Origin of the sequence: Streptomyces sp. JJ38 (genome assembly GCF_019303475.1) — a bacterium.
Classification (GTDB): domain Bacteria; phylum Actinomycetota; class Actinomycetes; order Streptomycetales; family Streptomycetaceae; genus Streptomyces.
In genome coordinates this window covers 144758-162070 of sequence record NZ_JABLSI010000013.1, presented here as the reverse complement: position 1 = coordinate 162070, position 17313 = coordinate 144758, and the positions used below count along the sequence as shown (strand labels likewise).

The window sequence follows — 17313 nt, the reverse complement described above, 5'->3', positions numbered from 1 at the left end:
GGTCCCCGAGTCCGTACTGCTCGGTCCCCGGTCCCCGGTGGGTTCGGTCCCCGACTCGGCACCCCTCGGTCCCCGGTGCGGTTGAGGGGCCTGGGCAGGCACTTCAACAGCAGTGTGGCTGGTCCCTGCGAAGTCTTCGAGTCCTCCGTGCAGTCCCGGCTCGGCGGCGTCGGTCCCCGTTTCGGTCCCTACTATGGGGTTACCGGTCCCCGCGTCACGGTCCCCCGTGCTGGGGACCGGTCCCATCTCCTCGTACGGTCCCCGGTCCCCAGTGGACTCGCTGTGAGTGTGGGGACCGTTGCTGGGGACCGCACTGCTCTGGGCCGCGGCGGTGGCTGTGCGGGTGTGGTGCGGGGACCAGGGGGAGGGCAGCCGGACCGTGGCGAGGGCGAGTGCGTGCCGACGGGCAGCGAGCTGGTCGAGCAGCTCGGCACGCTGGGCAGGGTCCGTTCCGACCGAGGCCCGGCCGATCGCTTTCGAGAGCCGCCGCGTGAGGCGCCGGCCGCGTCGGCTCTGCTGTTGCTCGGGGGTGCGCTCGGCGAGGCGGGCGGCAAGAGCGACCGCGCGCGCGGTGGCCCGGTCCCGGGTGATCTGCGCGGCGTCGCGGTCTCGGGCGGCGATGCCGAGGCGGGACAGCAGTCGCTCGCGCAGCTCCCGCCCCAGCACGGCGATCAACCCGTGGGAGGCGGCACCCGGGGTACGCAGACGCACTTCGATTCCCATGGCCTGGTGCCACAACATCGCCGCAAGGACCGGGCCGACGAAGGCGCGGACAGTGCCGCCGACGGGGCCGCTCTCCGCGTAGGCGGGGATTACCTGGACCCCGGTGATCAACCAGACCAGAGTCCCGGGCAGGCCGGGGGCACCCTGGGTGGCCATGTTCTGCCGCGCCATCAGCGCGGTCGCGAACAGCGCCAGCTCGGCAGCGGCGAACATGCCGGCGCGCTCGGCAGTGCCGGCAATGTCGAGGTAGTTGGCCGCGAAACGCCACGAAGTGTCAGCGCTGTAGACGGTGCAGCCGAAGGCCGCGACCGCAGCGGCCTTGACTGCCACGTTGCCGAGACGTTTCTGCGGACGCCTTCGCTGCCGCCGGATCACCCAGCCAGTGAAGGCTAGGACAACGGCGCAGACCGGGCCGCCGATGACGAGCAGAAGGGGCAGGTCCGGGACGGCACCGAGGGACAGAACGGTGAAGTGGGTCATGCTGCCTTTCCGAGAGGGCCCCGCGCGGAGGTCTGCGTCGCCGGACGGGGCATCGGCTGCCGCGTGCTGGACTTCGTGGTCGCGGGTCGGCTGCTTGCCGAGGCCGTCCGCTTCCGCTTCTTCTTCTCGCGCTTCGGCACGCCGTCGTGGCGGTCGCGGTCGAAGACCTTGTTGGCGGCCTGCCGCAGCAGGTCCCGGGCGTGCTTGTGGCTGATCTGCAGGGCGGTGGCGAGCCGGTCGGGCCGCCAGCCTCGGACGTAGGCGTGGTCGATGACGACCGTGCGCTCCGCTTCGGTCAGGTGCACGTCGCGGCCGTTGAAGAAGGCGATTACGCGGCTGTAGTCGAGGCGCTGGGGCAACCCGTCGTGCCAAGGGCGCCGCTCGGCCTCCGTCAGTCCGCCCCAGACACCCTCCTTGAGAACGTTCTCCAAGGCGTAGTTCAGGCAGTCACGGCGGACCGGGCACCAGCCGCACAGCTCCTTCGCTTCGGCGATGGCCTCGTGGTCCCGGGGCAGCGGGAAGAACACGGCGTCGGCGTCCTCGGGGTCCATGCCGTAGCACGCACCGCGGGCGTGCCAGCTGGTGTCACCGATGCTGCGCAGGCCAGTGGCCGGCGCGTTGTAGGTAGTGATGTGGCGCAAGGTCGGTCTCCGATGGGCTGCCGCGTCGGCGGGTACGGGGTCCGGTAGCGGACGGACGCGGCGTCGGGTGCCGCTTGCGGCGCAGGGGCGGGCGCCGCAGGCGGGGGCGGGACGGTGGTGTTGCGGTGATGCACCGGAGTGGGCACGCCGACCGGGCTGGCCGGTCAGGTCATTGCCGGGTGCTGGGCCTGTTCGGTCTCCTGGGACTGCCGGGCGGCGGCGAGTTCGCGGCGGCAGTGGTGAGGATTGGGGAGCAGGGCATTGCCGCGTGCGGCGCCGTCGGGGCCGACGCGTCGACGGCGGCACGGTTCGTCGACCTGAGCTTGACACCAGTCGCAGCGCACCGAGAGAGCGTCCGGCTGCCCTTGGGCGATGGCTGCCTCGCGTGCTGCTCGAGCGGGCCGGTAGGGCGCGAGGGCTGCGCGGGCAGCGGGCGGTATGCAGGAGCCGATCTCCCGCAGCCGGGCCTCCAGCTTCGGGTCGACTCCGTCGCGACCGCTGGTGATCGCCCGGGCCTGTGCGGGCTGGGCGGTGCCTGCTGCGACGGCGCGGCGGGTTTCGGCCAGCTCGGCGGCCCAGGCGGCCTGGTCGTCAGGATCGACGGATGGCGTGGGATCGGAGTGCCGGGCCAGGCGGTCGCGCCGGTAGCTCTCCCAGGGACGGACCAGGTCCGCGGGCAGGATCTGGTACGGCGAGGTGCGGATGTGCTGGCGGGCGGCGACGCGCACGTCCCAGCCGTGCGGGGTGGCCATCGGCACGTCGCCGAGCAGCTCGTGCCACTGGGCGAGCTGGTCGCGCGCTTCGCCTTCGTCGGTGCGGATCGTGCGGGGGTCGAGTCGGCCGATGTAGGCCAGCAGGGCGGCGATTTCGCGGCGGTCCACGGTCAGCCCTCCGTTCCGGTCGGCTCGTCGAGGGCGGCCAGCAGGGCGGCGGTGTGGGCCTCCGTCCGCGTCATCCCTCCTGATGCGGCGGTGTTCCTGCCGGGCACCGCGCGGGGGTTCGGGCGGCTGGGGGCGTGCTCCCGAGCGACCCAGGAGCGCCAGTCGGCAGCCCAGGCTTCCGCCGGCCTCGGCGTGTGGCCCGCCCGGTGGGCACGCCACTTGGCGTCGGCGGCTCGCAGGCCCTGCTCGCCTAGGCGGTCGAGGTGTCCCTGCTGGCGGGCCCAGGTGTGGGTGGCTGGGTCGGGCTCCCACTCGCTGGCCGGGATGACGGCGGCACCACTACTGCTGTACCTCCGGTTCAAATCAGGTTCACTACGGTTCTGTGTGCCGGTGGCCGGTACATCGCTGTGCCGGTGGCCGGTACGGCGTTGTGCCGGTTTCCGTCTCGACCTGCCGGTTCCCGGTACTGCCGGTTTCCGGACCCTCGCGGGGGATTCCGGCACCTCACGCGGGCGGATTCCGTACCGCCGCAGAGCCGAGAGCCGGAGCGTCGAGCAGGCTTCGAGCTCGTCCGACCTCTGCTCCCTCGCGGCTTGAGCCACGGCTTTCGCGGCCAGGGGCAGGCGGTAGACCGTGCTCCGCTGAGGACCGACCAGATCATCGAGCTGCTCCAGCTCACCGTCGCCGAGCAACCGGTCGAGGGCGTCGCGCACCGTGCTCTTGGACGCATTCGCTCGGTCCGCCAGGCTGGCGAGGGAGGCCCAGGCGATGCACTGCTCATCGGCCACCCGGTCGGCGATGGACAGCAGGACGAGGCGGGCGGCTCCCCGGCTGGAACTGTGCCTCCACACCCACTCGCGGGCGTCAATACTCATCGGCTGCTCCCGCCGTCCGGACGGGAGCGGGGCCTCACCCAGGCGGAGATGATCTCCGCGCAGGCAAGGCAATTGAGCCCTTGGCGCAAGGCAACAGGCATGCGACAATCCCCTTTGCAGTGTTGCCACGCTGCGGCACCTGGTGGAAGGGAGCAGCGTGGTGATGGTGGGCAATCTCCGCCCTTGCCGGGGCGGGTTTCGCCGTTGAGCGTTCGGCGTCCGGGAGTTCGCACCTCTCGGGCGCCGTCGCTGTGCGTGGACCTGTGCTGGTCGGTTGGCTGGTGCCGGATGTACTCCTCACGTTCGTGATGCGGGGCCGGCGCCCGCGGGGACAAAACATACGCACGGGGGTTCGTCAAGATCCAGAGTTGGTTCTTAACCCCTGCACTGGTTGCAGATTGTTGCCAGCAAGTCACGCCCCGCTACGGTGTTCACATCTGTGGACGCGACAGTGGGATCGTATGAGGAGACCTCCGGTGGCTGTCAACTATTGCGGACAGCCACCCAGGATTCCGTCGTGTATCGTTCACAGCAGTTGACGAGCGAGGTGCACTGCAGGCGAAGGGAGGCCAGCTGATGACCGACGAGGCGCAGGATCAGCGCGGACCCCTCGCCGAGAGAGTCGATCGCTTGTTCAGGGTCGTCCACCCCGAAGGGCGTGGCCCGTACTCCCTGCGCGAGGTAGCGCGAGGCATCGCCGACATGGGAGGCCCGCCAGTATCCCCGAGCTTCCTCCAGCAGCTACGCGTGGGGCAGCGCGATAATCCGGGATTCAAGTACCTCAAGGCCATCGCCGATTTCTTCGGCGTCCCCGCTTCCTATTTCTTCGGCGACGAGGACGAGGTGCGCCGCGTTGACGCGGAGCTGTCCCTGCTGGAGAAGATGAAGGACAACCAGGTGCGCTCGGTAGCCCTGCGGGCCAGCGGCCTCTCCCCGGAGACGCTGCGGACAGTCGAAGCCTTCATCGAGCGGGCCCGGGAGCTCGAAGGGCTGAACAAGGGCGACGAGGCCCAGTAGGGCGCGTGACGCGAGTCACGAGATTCCCGCCACCCCTTCACTAATCGGGACACTCGGCGCGCAACCGGCGCTCGATGCGGCAATAGCGTCAGCATTCTGCTTTTCTGTCGCAACCGAGAGTGGCGATCATGGCCGGTAGCGCCGGGCCTGTAAATTGATCAAGGAGCACGGTCACCTATTGTTCTCTGCGCGGTGCACGTAACAGCGCACCCGACGAACAACAGGTGATGCATGACCCGGGAGGGAATCAGTGCGTCTGCGCCGACGGCTTCCGAGTCCCCTTTCCCGGCGCTGGCGTCAGGGCGATGCCCCTGATCCGCTGGCCGGAATCGAGGTACCGTCCCCTTTCGACGTGAAGGTATTCTGCGCCGCTGTCGCAGAGAGCCGTGGGCGCCCACTCCTTGTGGAAGCGGTCGAGGGGGTGAACGGGGCGGATGAGGAGCTATGCGGCCTGTGGGTCGCACTCGACCACGCAGATTGCATCTTCTACGAGGCTTCGACATCGCCCTTGCATCGAGATCACATCGTCCTGCATGAGATCAGCCACATGCTGCTCGGGCACACGAGTTCAGGTGGTGCCGAACCGGGAGTCAACCTCGGAGGGCTGTTCACCAGCATCGACCCGCGAACCGTGCGCAGTGTTCTGGGGCGCGCAAATTTCAGCACTCCTCAGGAGCGGGAAGCAGAGGAACTCGCCAATCGGATTGCAGGCTTGGCCAAGCTGAAGCCGAGCACTACGAACCGTTCACCCGAACTCACCTACCTCGACGCGGCCCTGCGCGGTGAGGGAGCCTGATATGGCCGTGGAAGCGACAGCGGCAGGTTTGCTTTGGGCCACAACCCTTTGGCGTGCCAGGAGTGTTTGGGTGAAGGGAGCCAACCGGAGTTTGTGGTGGGCCTTCTTCGGGTTGACCGTGACGATGACACTTCGGCTGCCTGCCGGACGAGCACTCGATCATCTGACCGGAATCACTGATCTTTCATACCTGTTGAAGCATCTCTTCGGAGGGGTGCTGTCCTCAGCCGCCCTGCTGTCATTTCTGCGGAAGGCGGCTGGAGGACACGCTGCGAGCTGTCGGCCTCGGTGGCAGCGCCTAGCCGTTCCCACCCTCACGGCCGCCATCATGACCTCGCTGTTTTTCGCCGAGCTTCAACCATACGAGACCCGAGCGATTTTCCAGGACCCAGGGGCGCGAGCAGCCCTCCTCGCCTACACGATTGTGTTCCTGGGCTACCTCAGTGCTTCACTCGTCGTCGGCGTACGAGTGTGCTGGCGCTGGGGAAGAGACTCCGACGACCGACCTCTCGTCTGGGGACTCCGCATCATCGGCATCGGCCTGAGCATCGGCGTCGCCTACGCCCTGACTCGAATCACCACACTCATCGCACACATGACGGGCGATGGGATATTCCCCGGTGACCTCGACGACTACCTGAGCACATACCTACTCATGGCCGCGCTTCTCCTCAACGTCATCGGCAGCAGCGTGCCAGCCCTCAGCAAGGTACGCATTTGGCGAGCCCAACGCCGAGCGCTTCTTCGCCTCCATGACTTGTGGCGCGACCTCACCGAGGCCACCCCTTCAGTCCGTCTCCATCCCTTGCGCAGTCTGTTCGCAGAGCGGATCGATCCACGCGACGTGCGTGGCCGCCTATACCGCCGAACTATTGAAATCCGCGACGCAACCCTCGCTTTGTGCGACTACGCACCACTGAGCGTTCGAGAGCAGGCAAGGCACCACGTCGAAGCGAAGGGACTCTTCGGCGCCCAGGCCGCTGTCGCCACCGAAGCGTGCTGGCTAACTGCCGCCCGGCGCTCCAAGCTGCGCGGTGATCCGCCCTGCGCAAACACCGATACCCGACTTGCAGGCGGCGGGAGGGATCTGCGCAGCGAAATCTCAGCACTGACGCAGCTCTCTGACGCCTACCGGTCAGAACTTGCACGATCGTTCGCGGCTGTCCGCGACCTGACAGAAACACGGACATGAGCACTCACACCCCGCCCCCGACTCCCAGCTACGCCGAGGCATCCCCCCGCGTGAAGGCGGCCAAGGCGATCACCGACGTACTTTCTCCGGCATACCTCGTCATAGGGCTACTTCTCCTGATCGGCTGGCACAGCACCCACAGCATCGCCGGACTCGGCTGGGGCCTATTCGCTGCGACCTTCTGCGGCATCATTCCGTTGGCGATCGTGCATCTCGGGGTACGCAGAGGAAAGCTCACGGACAAGCACGTCCGCGTGCGGAAGCAGCGGATCGCCCCGCTGGCCTTCACCCTCGTCCTGGTGCTCACCGGCATCGCGCTCCTTCACGTGCTCGGAGCTCCACAGGACGTCTTCGCTTTGGTCATTGCCATGCTCGCCGGCCTGGCGAGCAGCCTGCTAGTGACGGTGTGGTGGCAGATCTCCGTTCACAATGCCGTTGTCGGAGGCACCGTGATGATCCTGCTTCTGGTCTACGGTCCCATTGCCCTTTCGACAGCAGCTCTCGTCGTGGCAGTCGGCTGGTCCCGCCGAGTCCTGAAGGCGCACACGATGGCCCAGCTCGTCTGTGGGACAGCGCTCGGAGCTATCTCCGCCCTCACATTCGTGGCCCTGAGATGACAGAGCGCCCCCGTGAGTACGCGTCTTCGGCGGGCAGGAGGGCAGGGTGGCGTCGTGCTCCGGCTGGCCCCATGCCTGGTCACCAAGCGCCGAGATTCGGCGGCCGGGCCGATGGCCCTCGGCAAGGGTCTCGACATCTGTCTGGCCGGAGCGAGAAGCGAGGCGAGGTTGCCGACGCGGTGGCAGATGGAGTCAACGACGCGGGCAGAGGTGGCCAAGGGGTGATCACGTGGGGTTCGCGGCCGAGGGGTGCTTCTCGGGCAGCAGCTTGGCGCTGACTGGCGGGACGCCGTGTGCGGCTCCTCGGGAGGCGACCGTAAAGGCGCTGCCGACGAGCGTAGGTGGCAGCCGCAATCGCACCGTTGCCGAAAGTCGTGAACGAAGCCAGGTGAGACTATGCGCTGGCCTGGCTGGTGGGTGGGGCTGTGCGGCGCAAGGTGTCAGCGAGAGCGGCAATGCGTCGTAGGGACGTGAGGTCGGGGGCGGGTGGTGTGGTGTAGGCGAGCTGGTCGATGGCGTGGCGGATGGAGGTCTCCAGCGGGGAGTCGTGGAGGACTTCGTCGTGGAGGGACTGGCCGTCGCGTACGGCAGTGAGGCGGTGGTCGTTGCGGTCCAGTTGCCAGCCGTCGGGGGCGGTGACGGGGTCGAGGTGCAGGGCGAAGTGGGTAGTGCCGGCGTGGACGGCGATGTACCGGTGGCGGTCATCGGCGGGCCGGATGTTGTGGCGCCAGGGGGGTCGGGGTTCGGGTACGCGGCCGAGGAGGATGCTGGGGCCGAGGATGGAGGAGGCCAGTTCCAGGTGGAGCGGTGCGCCGGGGTGCTGGTGGAGGGTGGTGCGTTCGGTGAGCGCTGCGACGAACAGCCTCGGGTCGTAGGTGGCCCACAGCTGGCTGGTGGCGGGGTCGCCGGCGAGGTAGGTGTCGATCACGGGGGCAGGGAGGATGCCAGCGAGGACGGCGAGCATGTGCAGCCACTCGTAGCCCAGGACGCCGTAGTCGCGGTCGATGAACCTGCCGGTGTCGATGTCGCCGCGGCGGTCCTTGGTGAAGGTGATGGTGATCTGGCTGATCGGGGCGTCGGGCTCGATGCGGCCGATGAGGTCGGTGAACGCGGGCAGGGCGCGGGAGTGCCGGTACTGGTCGTTGACGATGACCCGGGCCTGGGGGTGCTGGGCGAGAAGGTCGGTGAAGGCGTCGATCTCGTGGCCGCGGCAGGCGGGCTTTTCCAGCAGGATGCGGGCCGCGGGCTGGTGGGCCAGAATCGCGCGCAGTACGGGGAGATGGTCGGCGGTCGGCGTGCAGACGGACCACAGATCGACCTTGTCGGCCACGTCCCTGGGGAGCTCGCTGACCTGCGAGGTGAAGGTGCGGTGGGCGGAGGAGAGGTCCTGGTGCTTGGGGTCGATGATCGTCAGGTCGGCGCCGAGAGCTTCGAGGATCGTGGTGTGGAGGCGGCCGGCGACGCCGTAACCGACGACGCAGGCGTGGGCCACGGGCCGCCCGCGCACTGCGGCTGCGGCCGGTGGGCCGAGTCGGTGGCGGGCGCTGTGCGGGGCAAGGTGGAGGTCGTAGTACGCCTCGAACAGGCCGGCCGCGTCGATGGCCTGGTCGGCCGGGGCGGTGTGCAGGCCGGGCGGGATGCTGTCGTGGTGCGCGCACAGGTGTCCGGCGGCGATGAGGGTGCCGGCACGGTAGGCGTCGTAGCCCTGGTTCGGTATTGAGTCGGCCTCGAACAGGTTCAGGCTCCGGCCGTCGCCGAGCAGGGTGACGTGGCGGTTGTCGTCGAGGCGGAGGCGAAGGCCAATGCCGGGGATCTCTTCGCGGGTCTCGGCGTGTTCGGCCAAGAGGGAGAAGTCGCGGGTGGCGAACGGTGCCAGCAGGGTGCCGTCGGCCAGGTGTGCGAAGTCGTCCTCGGTCAGCGCGGTCTCGCCGGTGGTGCCGATCACCAGGAACGGGTCGGTGGCGCGCAGGGCCTCGCCTGCGGTCGGGTAGGTGGTGTGGCCGGCTTCGGCGGCGTCTATCAGGGTGAGCAGGTTCGTGTCGACCACGCTCAGGCGGCAGCCAAGGGTGCGCAGGGCGGGGGCAAGCCGTGAGCCGAGGGTGCCGTAGCCGAGGAGGAGTACCGGGCGGCCGATGATCTTGCGGTCGGGCAGGATGGTGCGCAGGCGGCGCAGGCAGGAGTCGGCGATCTCGCGGTAGCCGAGCCGGGCTTTGACCTGGGAGCGGGCCATGTTCAGCACGGGGATGCTTAAGGGCCCGGCGGCGGCGATGCGTTTGATGCCGGAGACGGTCAGCTCCAGCGCGGCATCGGCCCGCCGCTGCGCTTTGGCGTGGCCGTAGCCGCGGGCGATCAGGCCACCGTCGTCGACTATGAGGACGCGGCGGCCGCCGGTGTAGGCGGCGTCGAGGAACGCCTCGATGGCCGTCTCGGCGTCGGCTAAGGCAGCGGTGTGAGAGCCGGGGGCATTGATCGCGGTGTTGTCCAGCACTCCGATGCGGTAGCCGCGGGCGGCGAAGGTGGCGCGTACCCGGTCACGGTTGTAGGTGCGGTCGCCCTTGTCAAGGGTGTAGATCCACTCGGGGGGAATCCCTGCGCGTTCCATGGCGAGGACGAAGCCGACGCTGTGTTCGAGGAAGTGGTCCCGGAAGATCAGCGCCCACCCGTCGAAGGCGGTGGTGGGGGTGCTGTAGCGGTGCAGGAGGGGCATGGAGTCGCGGATGGCATCGAGTTCGCCACGGGTGTACGGGAGGGCTGCGGCGGCCAGGCGCTCGTGCAGCTCCCCCGCGATCTGGGCGATGGGGCCGGTGCCGGGGCCGATGAGGATCTCCACGGTCGGCGGTGGCTGGTCGAGGAAGCCCAGGGAGCGGGGCGGCTGGGGCGGCAGCGGCTTCCACCGCACCGTCACCGCAGCGCTGTCACGGGCGGGATCCGTCAGCCGGATCGCACGGTCTCCGGGGTGGTCGGCGGTCAGCTGGTGCGCTGTGGCCAGGCCGTGGGTGATGGTGTGGATCTGGTGATCGGTGAGCGGTCCGCGCAGGACCGTCCAGGGTGCGTGGCCGGGCTCGGAGGATGGGCTGGTCATACGTCGCCTCCCTGCGGGCGGACAACCAGCCCCGCGTGGCGGGGCTGGAGGACGGGTTACCGGCTGGGCGGGTTGCTGGTGTGGGCGGCCTGGGCCAGCGCGGCCTCGGCCTCGGCCAGGCGGTCAAAAAGCGCGGTGGCCGCGTGGTGGCGCAGCAGCCAGAACTGGTCGAGGTCGTCCTGGTCGAGGCCGGGCTCCAGATAGTGCTCCTTGACTCCGTAGAGGCTGGCGGTGAGCTGGATGAGCGCGACGCGGGCGCAGGCGGTGATGTCGGCGGCGGGCAGGTGCTCGTTGGCTTCGCGGTAGGCGGTCACGAGGGTGAGGCCGGAGGCGATCCAGTCCGGACCGTGGACGATGGAGCGGGGGTCGAAGGCGATACGGCCCAGCTCCCAGACGGCCAGGTAGGGCTCGGCGGGGCCGAAGTCGACCACCGCGGTGATGTCGTCGCCGTCGAAGAGGATGTTCTTCGGGGAGTAGTCGCCGTGGAGGACCTGGGTGTGCAGGGGTGGGAGCCCGGCGAGCAGGCCGGGCAGGCGCCCAAGCTGGGTGCGGCGCTCGGCGAGGGTGGCGGCGGCCTGCCGGTCGAAGGCGTTATGCTCCGCGCGCCCGTTGATGATGTCCAGCAGCTGTCCGATCGTGGCCTCGCGCTTGGCCAGGTCCGGGTTGAGCCACTTGCTGGCTTTGGGTGAGGGGTGGGAACTGGCCCGATGGTCGGCGAACGCGGCGTGGATGCGGCCGAGCATGCGGCCGGCGGCGGCCTGCTGAGCGGGTGTGAGCCCGCTGTCAATGGTGTGGCCGGGCATCCACCGCCACACCGACAGCGCAGTGCCGGCGTGGCGTGTGATGGTCTCGCCGTCGCTGTTGGTGATCACAGCGGCGACGGGCACGCCGTGCTGGCCGGCCAGCTTCGTCTGGGCGATCACGTCGTCCTCGGCGGCCAGGTCTGCAGTGGGCTGGTAGTGCTTGACGAACACGACCCGGCCGTCCGTGGATTCGGCGCGGTAGTTGATGGCGACCTGGCCGTCGAGCCGGGTCAGCCGGGCCCCGGGGAGGCCGTAGGCGTCGGCGAGGATTTCGGTGATCTGCGCGGTGGCCGGGGGCTCGGTGGTGCTTGTGGCGGTCGTCGGCATGGCCCGCTGCTCCTTCTCGGTCATCACGGCTGGTGAGCGGCCCACTACCCTAGCGGGGTGTGGAGTGGTGTGGGCCCGGCGACCTCTGGTGGAGGATGCGGTCCCACCAGGCGCGAGCCGCCCGGTACCGGTGCAGGCAGGCGGCCGGGGAGCGGTCGGTGCCGGTCCACTCCACGGCGACCTCGATCCGCTTCCCGGCGGCGATCCGTGCCGCTACTTGGGCGGTGACACGGTGGTGCTTGTTCAGGCCGGTGCCGTCGTCCGACAGGTGCAGCACCTCCGCCTCGTCCAGCAGCGGTGCGAGCACCCCGTCACCGCCGTGCCGGGCGGAGGCGGTGGTGAGCTGGGCGGTGTCGGCCAGCAGCCGCAGCCGGGGAGTTCCGGCCAGCAGCGCGGCGAGCGCGGTATGGGCGGCGGGCTGGAGCCAGGCGGGGTGGTGCGGCTCAACCAGCAGGCCCACCGGCGGGTCGGGCAGGGGCTGGTCGTGCAGCGCGTGGAGGTAGGTGCCGGCCGGCTCGGTGCGGGCCAGCAACCGCACCCAGCTTGCTCCGAGCACGGTGGCGGCCTCGGCGAGCCGGTCAAGCTCGGCGCGAGCCGCAACGCGCGCCCTCGGCGGTCCGGCGAGAAGGTCGGCGAGGTCAATGTCGGCGGTGACTCCGGTGATGGGCACGCCGACGTCGTCGGCCTGCCGCCGCAAGCCGGTCAGCAGGGCTGGGGCGCGGCGGGCGAGATCGAAGCCGCGCGGGCCGCCGCGCAGATGGAGCAGCGGGATCTGCTCGCGGGCGGCCCACGCCAGCAGGCCGGGAACGTCCAGGCCCCGCACGGAGATGCTGTACAGGCCCACCGTGGTCATGGTGCCTGCCAGTCGAAAAGGATGACCGGCTCGGCCGGCCGGGCGGGCGTGCCCAGGAACCGGTAGGCGCGCGGGGCGAGACGACCGGGCACGGTGCGGCACCAGGACTCCACCAGCTGGGAGTCGAGGTGGTCGGCCAGCCACGCAGCTGCGGTGGTGTAGGCAGCCTGGTACGCGCCCGCCTCGGCCGGGGCGAGCTCGTGCATCCCCGTCACCGTCCAGCCGCCCCGGTGCGCGGCCAGCGCCGCAACACCGGACGTCAGCGGCGGAGTGCCCAGCAGGCCCAGGACCCCGCCGGGAGCGAGCAGACAAGCGGCACGCTCCGGTGTGCCAGCCGCGTCGATGACCAGCCCGGCGTCACCCGCCACACCAGCGTCTGGGGGCAGGAAGGTGGCTCCGGGCACGGCCAGGATCGGCGGACGCGGACGGGAGGTGGCCACCCGGATCGTGGTGGCGCCGCGCCGCGCCAGTTCAAGCGCCACGCCCAGTGCGACCGGCCCGGAGCCGACCACCACCGCACGGTCAAGCTCGGCCCCGGCCCCGAGCCGGTCCAGGCCCAAGAGGGCGATCTGCTGGAACCGGGCCACCGCCGCCGTCGCCACCGGGACGCCGGGCGGCGCGGTGACCGCGCCGGTGATGCCGGGAGGGAAGGCGGCGCCGTGCGGCACCGGCGCCAGCACCCAACCCGCCCGATCGTGCTGCCGGCCGAGGGTCATGTACCCGGCCTCGCGCGGTGCCCCAGTCCGGCTGGCGGCCAGGTGTCGCCTCTCCGTCCCCGGGGACAGCACGCTCCAGCGCCCCGCGACCCAGCCATCTGATGCCGGGCCCGGCGCGGGGGGCAGGAGCCACGCCTGGCCGCCTTCCAGCCTGATCCGCGCGCCCGCGTGCGGACGGCGCACCCCGGTGTCTGACTGATGGGACATCAGCACTCCCCCTGTGCGGGCTGGTGGCCGGCTGCCAGGCGTGCAGCCCCGGCCGCGATGCGCTCCGGGCTCCCCCACGCGGCGTACAGCGGCAGGAGGCCGGCCAGCGTGCGGACGAAGGCGAGGCGACGGAGATAGCCCGCGTGGTCCTCGACCTCGCGCAGCGCCTGGCCGCCTGGCGTCTCCAGCATCCGGTCCAGCAGATGGCCGCTGGCCCGCAGCCAGGTGTTGGCGGCCGTGTGCCGGTCGACCGGCTCCAGGGCGGTTTCTGCAGCGAACCGGCCGCCATCGATGTCGACGACCAGCCCGGCCGCCACCGAGGCTGGCTGGCCCGGGGCGACGACGGACAGGCCCGGCCGGTTGCCCACCTCCACGGTGACAGAGCCCTCCAGAGGCAGGCCGAGCTCGGGGAACCACCGTGCTGTCGCGCGGCGGCGGACCACCATCGCGCTGGTGCCGCCCAGCACCGCCGCCCGGCCGGGGCCGGAGCAGTCCAGCAGGGCGACATCGCCCGCCAGCACCCGCCAGCCACGCCCGGCCAAGGCGAGCGCGACCAGCGTCTTGCCCGCGCCGTGCCCACCCAGGAGCACCACCGCCCCGCCCCCGCCCGGCGGCTGAGCGCAGACCGCGTGCGCGCACAGCGTGCCGTGCGCCAGGTGCAGCCGGTGCAGGTACGCACCCAGCCACCGCCGCGCATCCGCCATCCCCGCCCCGCCGGGCACCGCCACCGGCCGCACTTCCGCCCGGGCCGCCACCGGAACACCGCCGGGGGCGACACCGGGAAGGTACGGCGCGACCCTCGGCCACCACGCCCCCACCAGGGCCGCCGGGCCATCCACCACCAACCCCCGCCCCGCGCTGTGCAGCTCCACCACACACCGTTCCTCACCGCCCATCAGCCGCGCTCCACCACCGCGGCCGGCCCCGGAGCCGGGACGAGGCGGGTGAGGAACGCGGCGTTTGCGCCCGGGGCGTGCCCGAGGACAACCGGGTAACCCGGCACCGCGGCGAGCCGGGCAGCCACCTCGGCACGGGCTTGCGCCGAGCCCGCCCCGCGCCCGCCGGTCAGACCGAAGATGTCGGGGTAGGAGTCCTCCGTGGCGCCCATCATGAAGTCCGCCTCCGACACCCCCACCGCGGCCACGTCGCGCGTGCCGTCAAGGCCGGGCCGTGCCCCGGGGCGGATGGCGGGGAAGACCATCACCGTCACTCGCCCGCAGGCGGCGCCGGACAGGCCGAACCAGCCGGTGAATTCTTCCGGGCGGATGTGCGCCTTCACCTCCCGCCCCTCGTCGAACAGGGCCGTGGTGTGGCCGGCCAGGATCGCGGCGGTCACCCGCGCGTCCTGCGACGGGTGCGCAGCCGCCCCGCCCGCCAGGTGCTCGCGCGCCACCTCGGTCCAGCCCAGCGCGCCCAGCAGGCCCAGTCCTATCGCGGCGCCCGAGGGCCACGGCGCCAGCTCCACCCCGCCCTCGCGCGCGGGCCGGGCGAACACCCGGTCGTTGCCCAATAACCCAGCCCCTGCGGCGGCGAGGGTGAAGGCGAGGGTGGACTTGCCCGCTCCCCGCCCGCCCAGCGCCAGCACCGCCCCTCCGCCCGGCCAGACCGCGGCCGAGGCATGCAGCAGCACCCACCCATCGGCCACGAGCTGCGCACGAACCAGCTCCCGCGCCACCCGGACCGCAGAGCGAGCGAGCACATGCGGCCGCTCGCCATGGACGTCCATCCGGTCGGTGGGGGCGGTGTAGCGGTAGCCGACCCTGTCGGCAGGCGTCACCGCGATCACCGTGCCCTCCCGGCCCGCGGCGTAGCGCGTCGCAGCCCGGGGATAGCCGACCTCCTGCCACCGGGCGGCTTCCACCTCGGCGGCCAGCTCGTCGAATCCGGACGCCATCGCGGTCACCACCGGACCACCCATCAAATCGTCGGCGCGGCTCGTCTGCCACCACGGCCCGACGTAGCGGGCGATCCAGTCGATCACGCCGCGGTGCGGTGACCTGACGGTCACCCCCACCGCGCCAGCAGCCGTCTGGAGCTTCAGCACGTACACGATGCGCGTCCCCCTTCCCTGCGTGTGGTTCCGTGGCTCGTCGCACGCCCGGCCACAGGCGCTTGTGCTGGAGTTCTCCTCCAAACGGCCTCGCGGCGGAAAGATTTCACTGCCCTTCCTGACGGTTCTTCCTCGGGCCCGCCGCCAGCCACCACCGCGCTGGTCGGCGCCGCACGAGCCTGGTCGTGGACGGCTGAGCCGAGCAATCCGATCTCGACGAGGTGCCCGGCTCCACAGACCCGTGCAGCCACCGCGCCGACCCGGTCCCGGCCACCGGACGCGTGACGCCCGCTCACCGGCACGCACCCGGCCCGGCGGCTCGGGCGTAGCGCTGGAGAATGTCCGCGCTTCTCGCCAGCAGGGTGAGCATCGCCCTCGGATCGCCGCCCGGCGTGGTGGCCAGCTGCCTGGCGTGCCGCACGGTGCTCGCCGCGGTGGTGCGCTGGAGCCCGTCCTCGAGCCTGTCGGCGTAGCGCTGGGCGTCGTCGGTGAAGGCGCGGATGTAGCCGACCAGACGGCAGCGCAGCTCGGCGGCAGCCGGAGCCTGGGCCTGGTGCGGGCTGCGTGCCCAGGCGAGGGCGAGTTCGACGTCGCGAGCGACGCTGGCGTGTGTGGGGGTTGCGTTAGTGGCCGTCATGGCGGTCCCTCATGAGTGGTGGCCGCAGGTCCTCGGCGGGTGTAGGGGAGGTGAACAGCCGGGGCTCGCGGCGTCTTCGCGGGGTGGAGCCGAAGGGCTCTCTCACGGTGGCGTGTGGCAGAGTGCATCGGCAAGTGCATCGGCAGAAATTCAGCGCTTGCACCGGAATTGGCACATGCCGCATCATGCATTCGCGTTGCCGCTGTGGGCAGTTGAGCCGCCAGTGCCGCGCACATCGCCGCGAGCGCCGATCAGAAACACCGAGGAGGCCAGCACATGGCCAGATCCAGGCCGACAGCGCGCCGCATCGAGCTGGGCGCGCATCTGCGGCATCTGCGCACCGAATCTGGGCTCACGATCGAGGACGCCGCCCGAGGCATGCCGTTCTCCGAGACCAAGCTCCAGCGAGTGGAGAAGGGCCTGATGTCCTTCCGCCAGGCCGGCGAACTGCGCAAGCTGCTGGCCCGCTACGGCGTCACCGACGACGAAGCCGTGGAATCCCTGCTGGAGATCCAGCGGGAGGCCGCAAGCCAGGACTGGTGGACCGAGTACAAGGACGTCATGCCCTCGGGCATGCAGCGCTTCGTCGGCATCGAGTCCACCGCCACCTCCATCCGCGCCTGGCACCCCTCCCTCATACTCGGCCTGCTGCAGACCGAGGCGTACGCCCGCGCCGTCCACGAGGTCGCCAAGCCCGTGGAAGAGACCACCAGCGAGTTCGTTGACAAGCACGTCGCCCTGCGCATGAAGCGCAAAGATGCGCTGCTGAGCGGCGACGGGGTGCCGCGGCTGTGGGCGATCCTCGGCGAGGGCGCGCTGCGCTGGGTCCTGGGCGGCCCGGAGGTGATGCGCGACCAGTACGACGAGGTGATGAAGCTGGCCGCGCTGGACCACGTTACGGTGCAGATCCTGCCGCACCGCTCCACGGGCTTCCGCGCCTCCCACGACTTCATGCTCCTGGACCTGGGGGAGGGACTGCCGCCGACGGTCCAGACAGACACCGCGTGGGGCGCCGTCTCGGTCACGGACAAGCCGCGCGAGGTCGGGCGGTTCACCCGGTCCTTCGATGCCCTGCGTGCCTCGGCACTGCCGCCGGAGGACACGCGGGGGTTCCTGCACCAACTATCGCGAGAGATCATGACATGACCGCTCATGCCCACTACCTCACCGCGTCCGACCTTGCCCCCGCCCACGCCTGGTTCAAGGCAAAGGCCAGCGGCAGCGGCAACGCCTGCATCATGGTCGCCGACCTGACCCGCACCGCACACCACGGCATCGGCCTGCACGACTCGAAGAACCCGGCCGGCCCCGCCATGATCGTCCCAGCCGACGCGTTCGCCCACTTCATCGACGGCGTCCGCGACGGACATCTCGGCGGCTGACCCTCCTCGGTGGAACTATCGAGCCCGCCCTCCG

The 17313-nt window shown here is 70.7% G+C and carries 17 protein-coding genes (1 of these 17 running past the window's edge); 6 read left to right on the top strand and 11 right to left on the bottom strand.

Translation table 11 applies throughout. The features are described 5' to 3' along the window. From HPT28_RS09270 to HPT28_RS09255, 4 genes are all read right to left on the bottom strand, one after another. Positions 1 to 1203: the 5' portion of a hypothetical protein gene (locus tag HPT28_RS09270; protein WP_219090485.1), read on the bottom strand. Its footprint begins 372 nt before the window's first position; the window shows 1203 of its 1575 coding nt (coding positions 1-1203); the start codon lies at positions 1201 to 1203; its stop codon lies beyond the left edge, outside the window. Beyond that, positions 1200 to 1844, bottom strand: a complete 645-nt coding sequence (locus HPT28_RS09265; RefSeq protein ID WP_219090484.1) for a WhiB family transcriptional regulator — start codon at positions 1842 to 1844, stop codon at positions 1200 to 1202. The genes HPT28_RS09270 and HPT28_RS09265 overlap by 4 nt, the downstream gene beginning before the upstream one ends. A gap of 164 nt (positions 1845 to 2008) precedes the next feature. After that, on the bottom strand, positions 2009 to 2725 hold the full coding sequence (locus tag HPT28_RS09260) for a hypothetical protein (RefSeq protein ID WP_219090483.1): 717 nt from the start codon (positions 2723 to 2725) through the stop codon (positions 2009 to 2011). Between the two features lie 2 nt (positions 2726 to 2727). Continuing rightward, on the bottom strand, positions 2728 to 3600 hold the full coding sequence (locus HPT28_RS09255) for a helix-turn-helix domain-containing protein (RefSeq protein ID WP_219090482.1): 873 nt from the start codon (positions 3598 to 3600) through the stop codon (positions 2728 to 2730). A 630-nt stretch (positions 3601 to 4230) separates the two neighbouring features. Here HPT28_RS09255 and HPT28_RS09250 point away from each other — a divergent pair. The 4 genes from HPT28_RS09250 (at position 4231) to HPT28_RS09235 (ending at position 7222) form a co-directional block, all read left to right on the top strand. Then, the gene (locus tag HPT28_RS09250) at positions 4231 to 4617 is read left to right on the top strand and encodes a helix-turn-helix domain-containing protein (protein WP_257578300.1); all 387 of its coding nucleotides are present in this window, start codon (positions 4231 to 4233) and stop codon (positions 4615 to 4617) included. 403 nt (positions 4618 to 5020) lie between these two features. Further along, positions 5021 to 5413: a hypothetical protein gene (locus tag HPT28_RS09245; protein WP_219090480.1), complete on the top strand. Its 393-nt coding sequence runs from the start codon at positions 5021 to 5023 to the stop codon at positions 5411 to 5413. A gap of 1 nt (position 5414) precedes the next feature. Further along, positions 5415 to 6605, top strand: a complete 1191-nt coding sequence (locus HPT28_RS09240; RefSeq protein ID WP_306824596.1) for an MAB_1171c family putative transporter — start codon at positions 5415 to 5417, stop codon at positions 6603 to 6605. Beyond that, on the top strand, positions 6602 to 7222 hold the full coding sequence (locus HPT28_RS09235) for a hypothetical protein (protein ID WP_219090478.1): 621 nt from the start codon (positions 6602 to 6604) through the stop codon (positions 7220 to 7222). The genes HPT28_RS09240 and HPT28_RS09235 overlap by 4 nt, the downstream gene beginning before the upstream one ends. A gap of 394 nt (positions 7223 to 7616) precedes the next feature. Here HPT28_RS09235 and HPT28_RS09230 read toward each other — a convergent pair whose 3' ends face one another. The 7 genes from HPT28_RS09230 to HPT28_RS09200 all read right to left on the bottom strand — a co-directional run bounded on the left by HPT28_RS09230 (position 7617) and on the right by HPT28_RS09200 (position 15897). After that, on the bottom strand, positions 7617 to 10304 hold the full coding sequence (locus HPT28_RS09230; RefSeq protein WP_219090477.1) for a Gfo/Idh/MocA family oxidoreductase: 2688 nt from the start codon (positions 10302 to 10304) through the stop codon (positions 7617 to 7619). Between the two features lie 56 nt (positions 10305 to 10360). Then, positions 10361 to 11434 carry a phosphotransferase enzyme family protein gene (locus tag HPT28_RS09225; protein WP_219090476.1) on the bottom strand — a complete coding sequence of 358 codons (1074 nt, stop codon included), beginning with the start codon at positions 11432 to 11434 and terminating at the stop codon, positions 10361 to 10363. A 49-nt stretch (positions 11435 to 11483) separates the two neighbouring features. Further along, positions 11484 to 12287, bottom strand: a complete 804-nt coding sequence (locus HPT28_RS09220; protein ID WP_219090475.1) for an AP endonuclease — start codon at positions 12285 to 12287, stop codon at positions 11484 to 11486. Next, positions 12284 to 13210, bottom strand: a complete 927-nt coding sequence (locus HPT28_RS09215) for a hypothetical protein (protein ID WP_257578298.1) — start codon at positions 13208 to 13210, stop codon at positions 12284 to 12286. Before HPT28_RS09215 ends, HPT28_RS09220 begins: the two co-directional genes overlap by 4 nt. Beyond that, positions 13210 to 14106 carry a hypothetical protein gene (locus HPT28_RS09210; protein ID WP_257578297.1) on the bottom strand — a complete coding sequence of 299 codons (897 nt, stop codon included), beginning with the start codon at positions 14104 to 14106 and terminating at the stop codon, positions 13210 to 13212. Before HPT28_RS09210 ends, HPT28_RS09215 begins: the two co-directional genes overlap by 1 nt. Next, on the bottom strand, positions 14106 to 15344 hold the full coding sequence (locus HPT28_RS09205) for a hypothetical protein (protein ID WP_219090474.1): 1239 nt from the start codon (positions 15342 to 15344) through the stop codon (positions 14106 to 14108). Before HPT28_RS09205 ends, HPT28_RS09210 begins: the two co-directional genes overlap by 1 nt. 208 nt (positions 15345 to 15552) lie before the next feature. Next, the gene (locus HPT28_RS09200; RefSeq protein ID WP_219090473.1) at positions 15553 to 15897 is read right to left on the bottom strand and encodes a hypothetical protein; all 345 of its coding nucleotides are present in this window, start codon (positions 15895 to 15897) and stop codon (positions 15553 to 15555) included. Positions 15898 to 16173: 276 nt separating this feature from the next. Here HPT28_RS09200 and HPT28_RS09195 point away from each other — a divergent pair, with 276 nt between their 5' ends. After that, positions 16174 to 17043: a helix-turn-helix transcriptional regulator gene (locus HPT28_RS09195; RefSeq protein ID WP_219090472.1), complete on the top strand. Its 870-nt coding sequence runs from the start codon at positions 16174 to 16176 to the stop codon at positions 17041 to 17043. Next, positions 17040 to 17279 (top strand): DUF397 domain-containing protein, encoded by a 240-nt coding sequence (locus tag HPT28_RS09190; RefSeq protein WP_219090471.1) that lies wholly within the window; start codon positions 17040 to 17042, stop codon positions 17277 to 17279. The genes HPT28_RS09195 and HPT28_RS09190 overlap by 4 nt, the downstream gene beginning before the upstream one ends. The last annotated feature ends 34 nt before the right edge of the window (positions 17280 to 17313 follow it).

Bases quoted from the DNA above. Each gene is read 5' to 3' on its own strand.
- HPT28_RS09190 (WP_219090471.1), top strand. From the start codon at position 17,040: ATGACCGCTCATGCCCACTACCTCACCGCGTCCGACCTTGCCCCCGCC.
- HPT28_RS09215 (WP_257578298.1), bottom strand. From the start codon at position 13,210: ATGTCCCATCAGTCAGACACCGGGGTGCGCCGTCCGCACGCGGGCGCG.
- HPT28_RS09235 (WP_219090478.1), top strand. From the start codon at position 6,602: ATGAGCACTCACACCCCGCCCCCGACTCCCAGCTACGCCGAGGCATCC.
- HPT28_RS09220 (WP_219090475.1), bottom strand. From the start codon at position 12,287: ATGACCACGGTGGGCCTGTACAGCATCTCCGTGCGGGGCCTGGACGTT.
- HPT28_RS09200 (WP_219090473.1), bottom strand. From the start codon at position 15,897: ATGACGGCCACTAACGCAACCCCCACACACGCCAGCGTCGCTCGCGAC.
- HPT28_RS09210 (WP_257578297.1), bottom strand. From the start codon at position 14,106: ATGGGCGGTGAGGAACGGTGTGTGGTGGAGCTGCACAGCGCGGGGCGG.
- HPT28_RS09240 (WP_306824596.1), top strand. From the start codon at position 5,415: ATGGCCGTGGAAGCGACAGCGGCAGGTTTGCTTTGGGCCACAACCCTT.
- HPT28_RS09195 (WP_219090472.1), top strand. From the start codon at position 16,174: ATGGCCAGATCCAGGCCGACAGCGCGCCGCATCGAGCTGGGCGCGCAT.
- HPT28_RS09230 (WP_219090477.1), bottom strand. From the start codon at position 10,304: ATGACCAGCCCATCCTCCGAGCCCGGCCACGCACCCTGGACGGTCCTG.
- HPT28_RS09255 (WP_219090482.1), bottom strand. From the start codon at position 3,600: ATGAGTATTGACGCCCGCGAGTGGGTGTGGAGGCACAGTTCCAGCCGG.
- HPT28_RS09225 (WP_219090476.1), bottom strand. From the start codon at position 11,434: ATGCCGACGACCGCCACAAGCACCACCGAGCCCCCGGCCACCGCGCAG.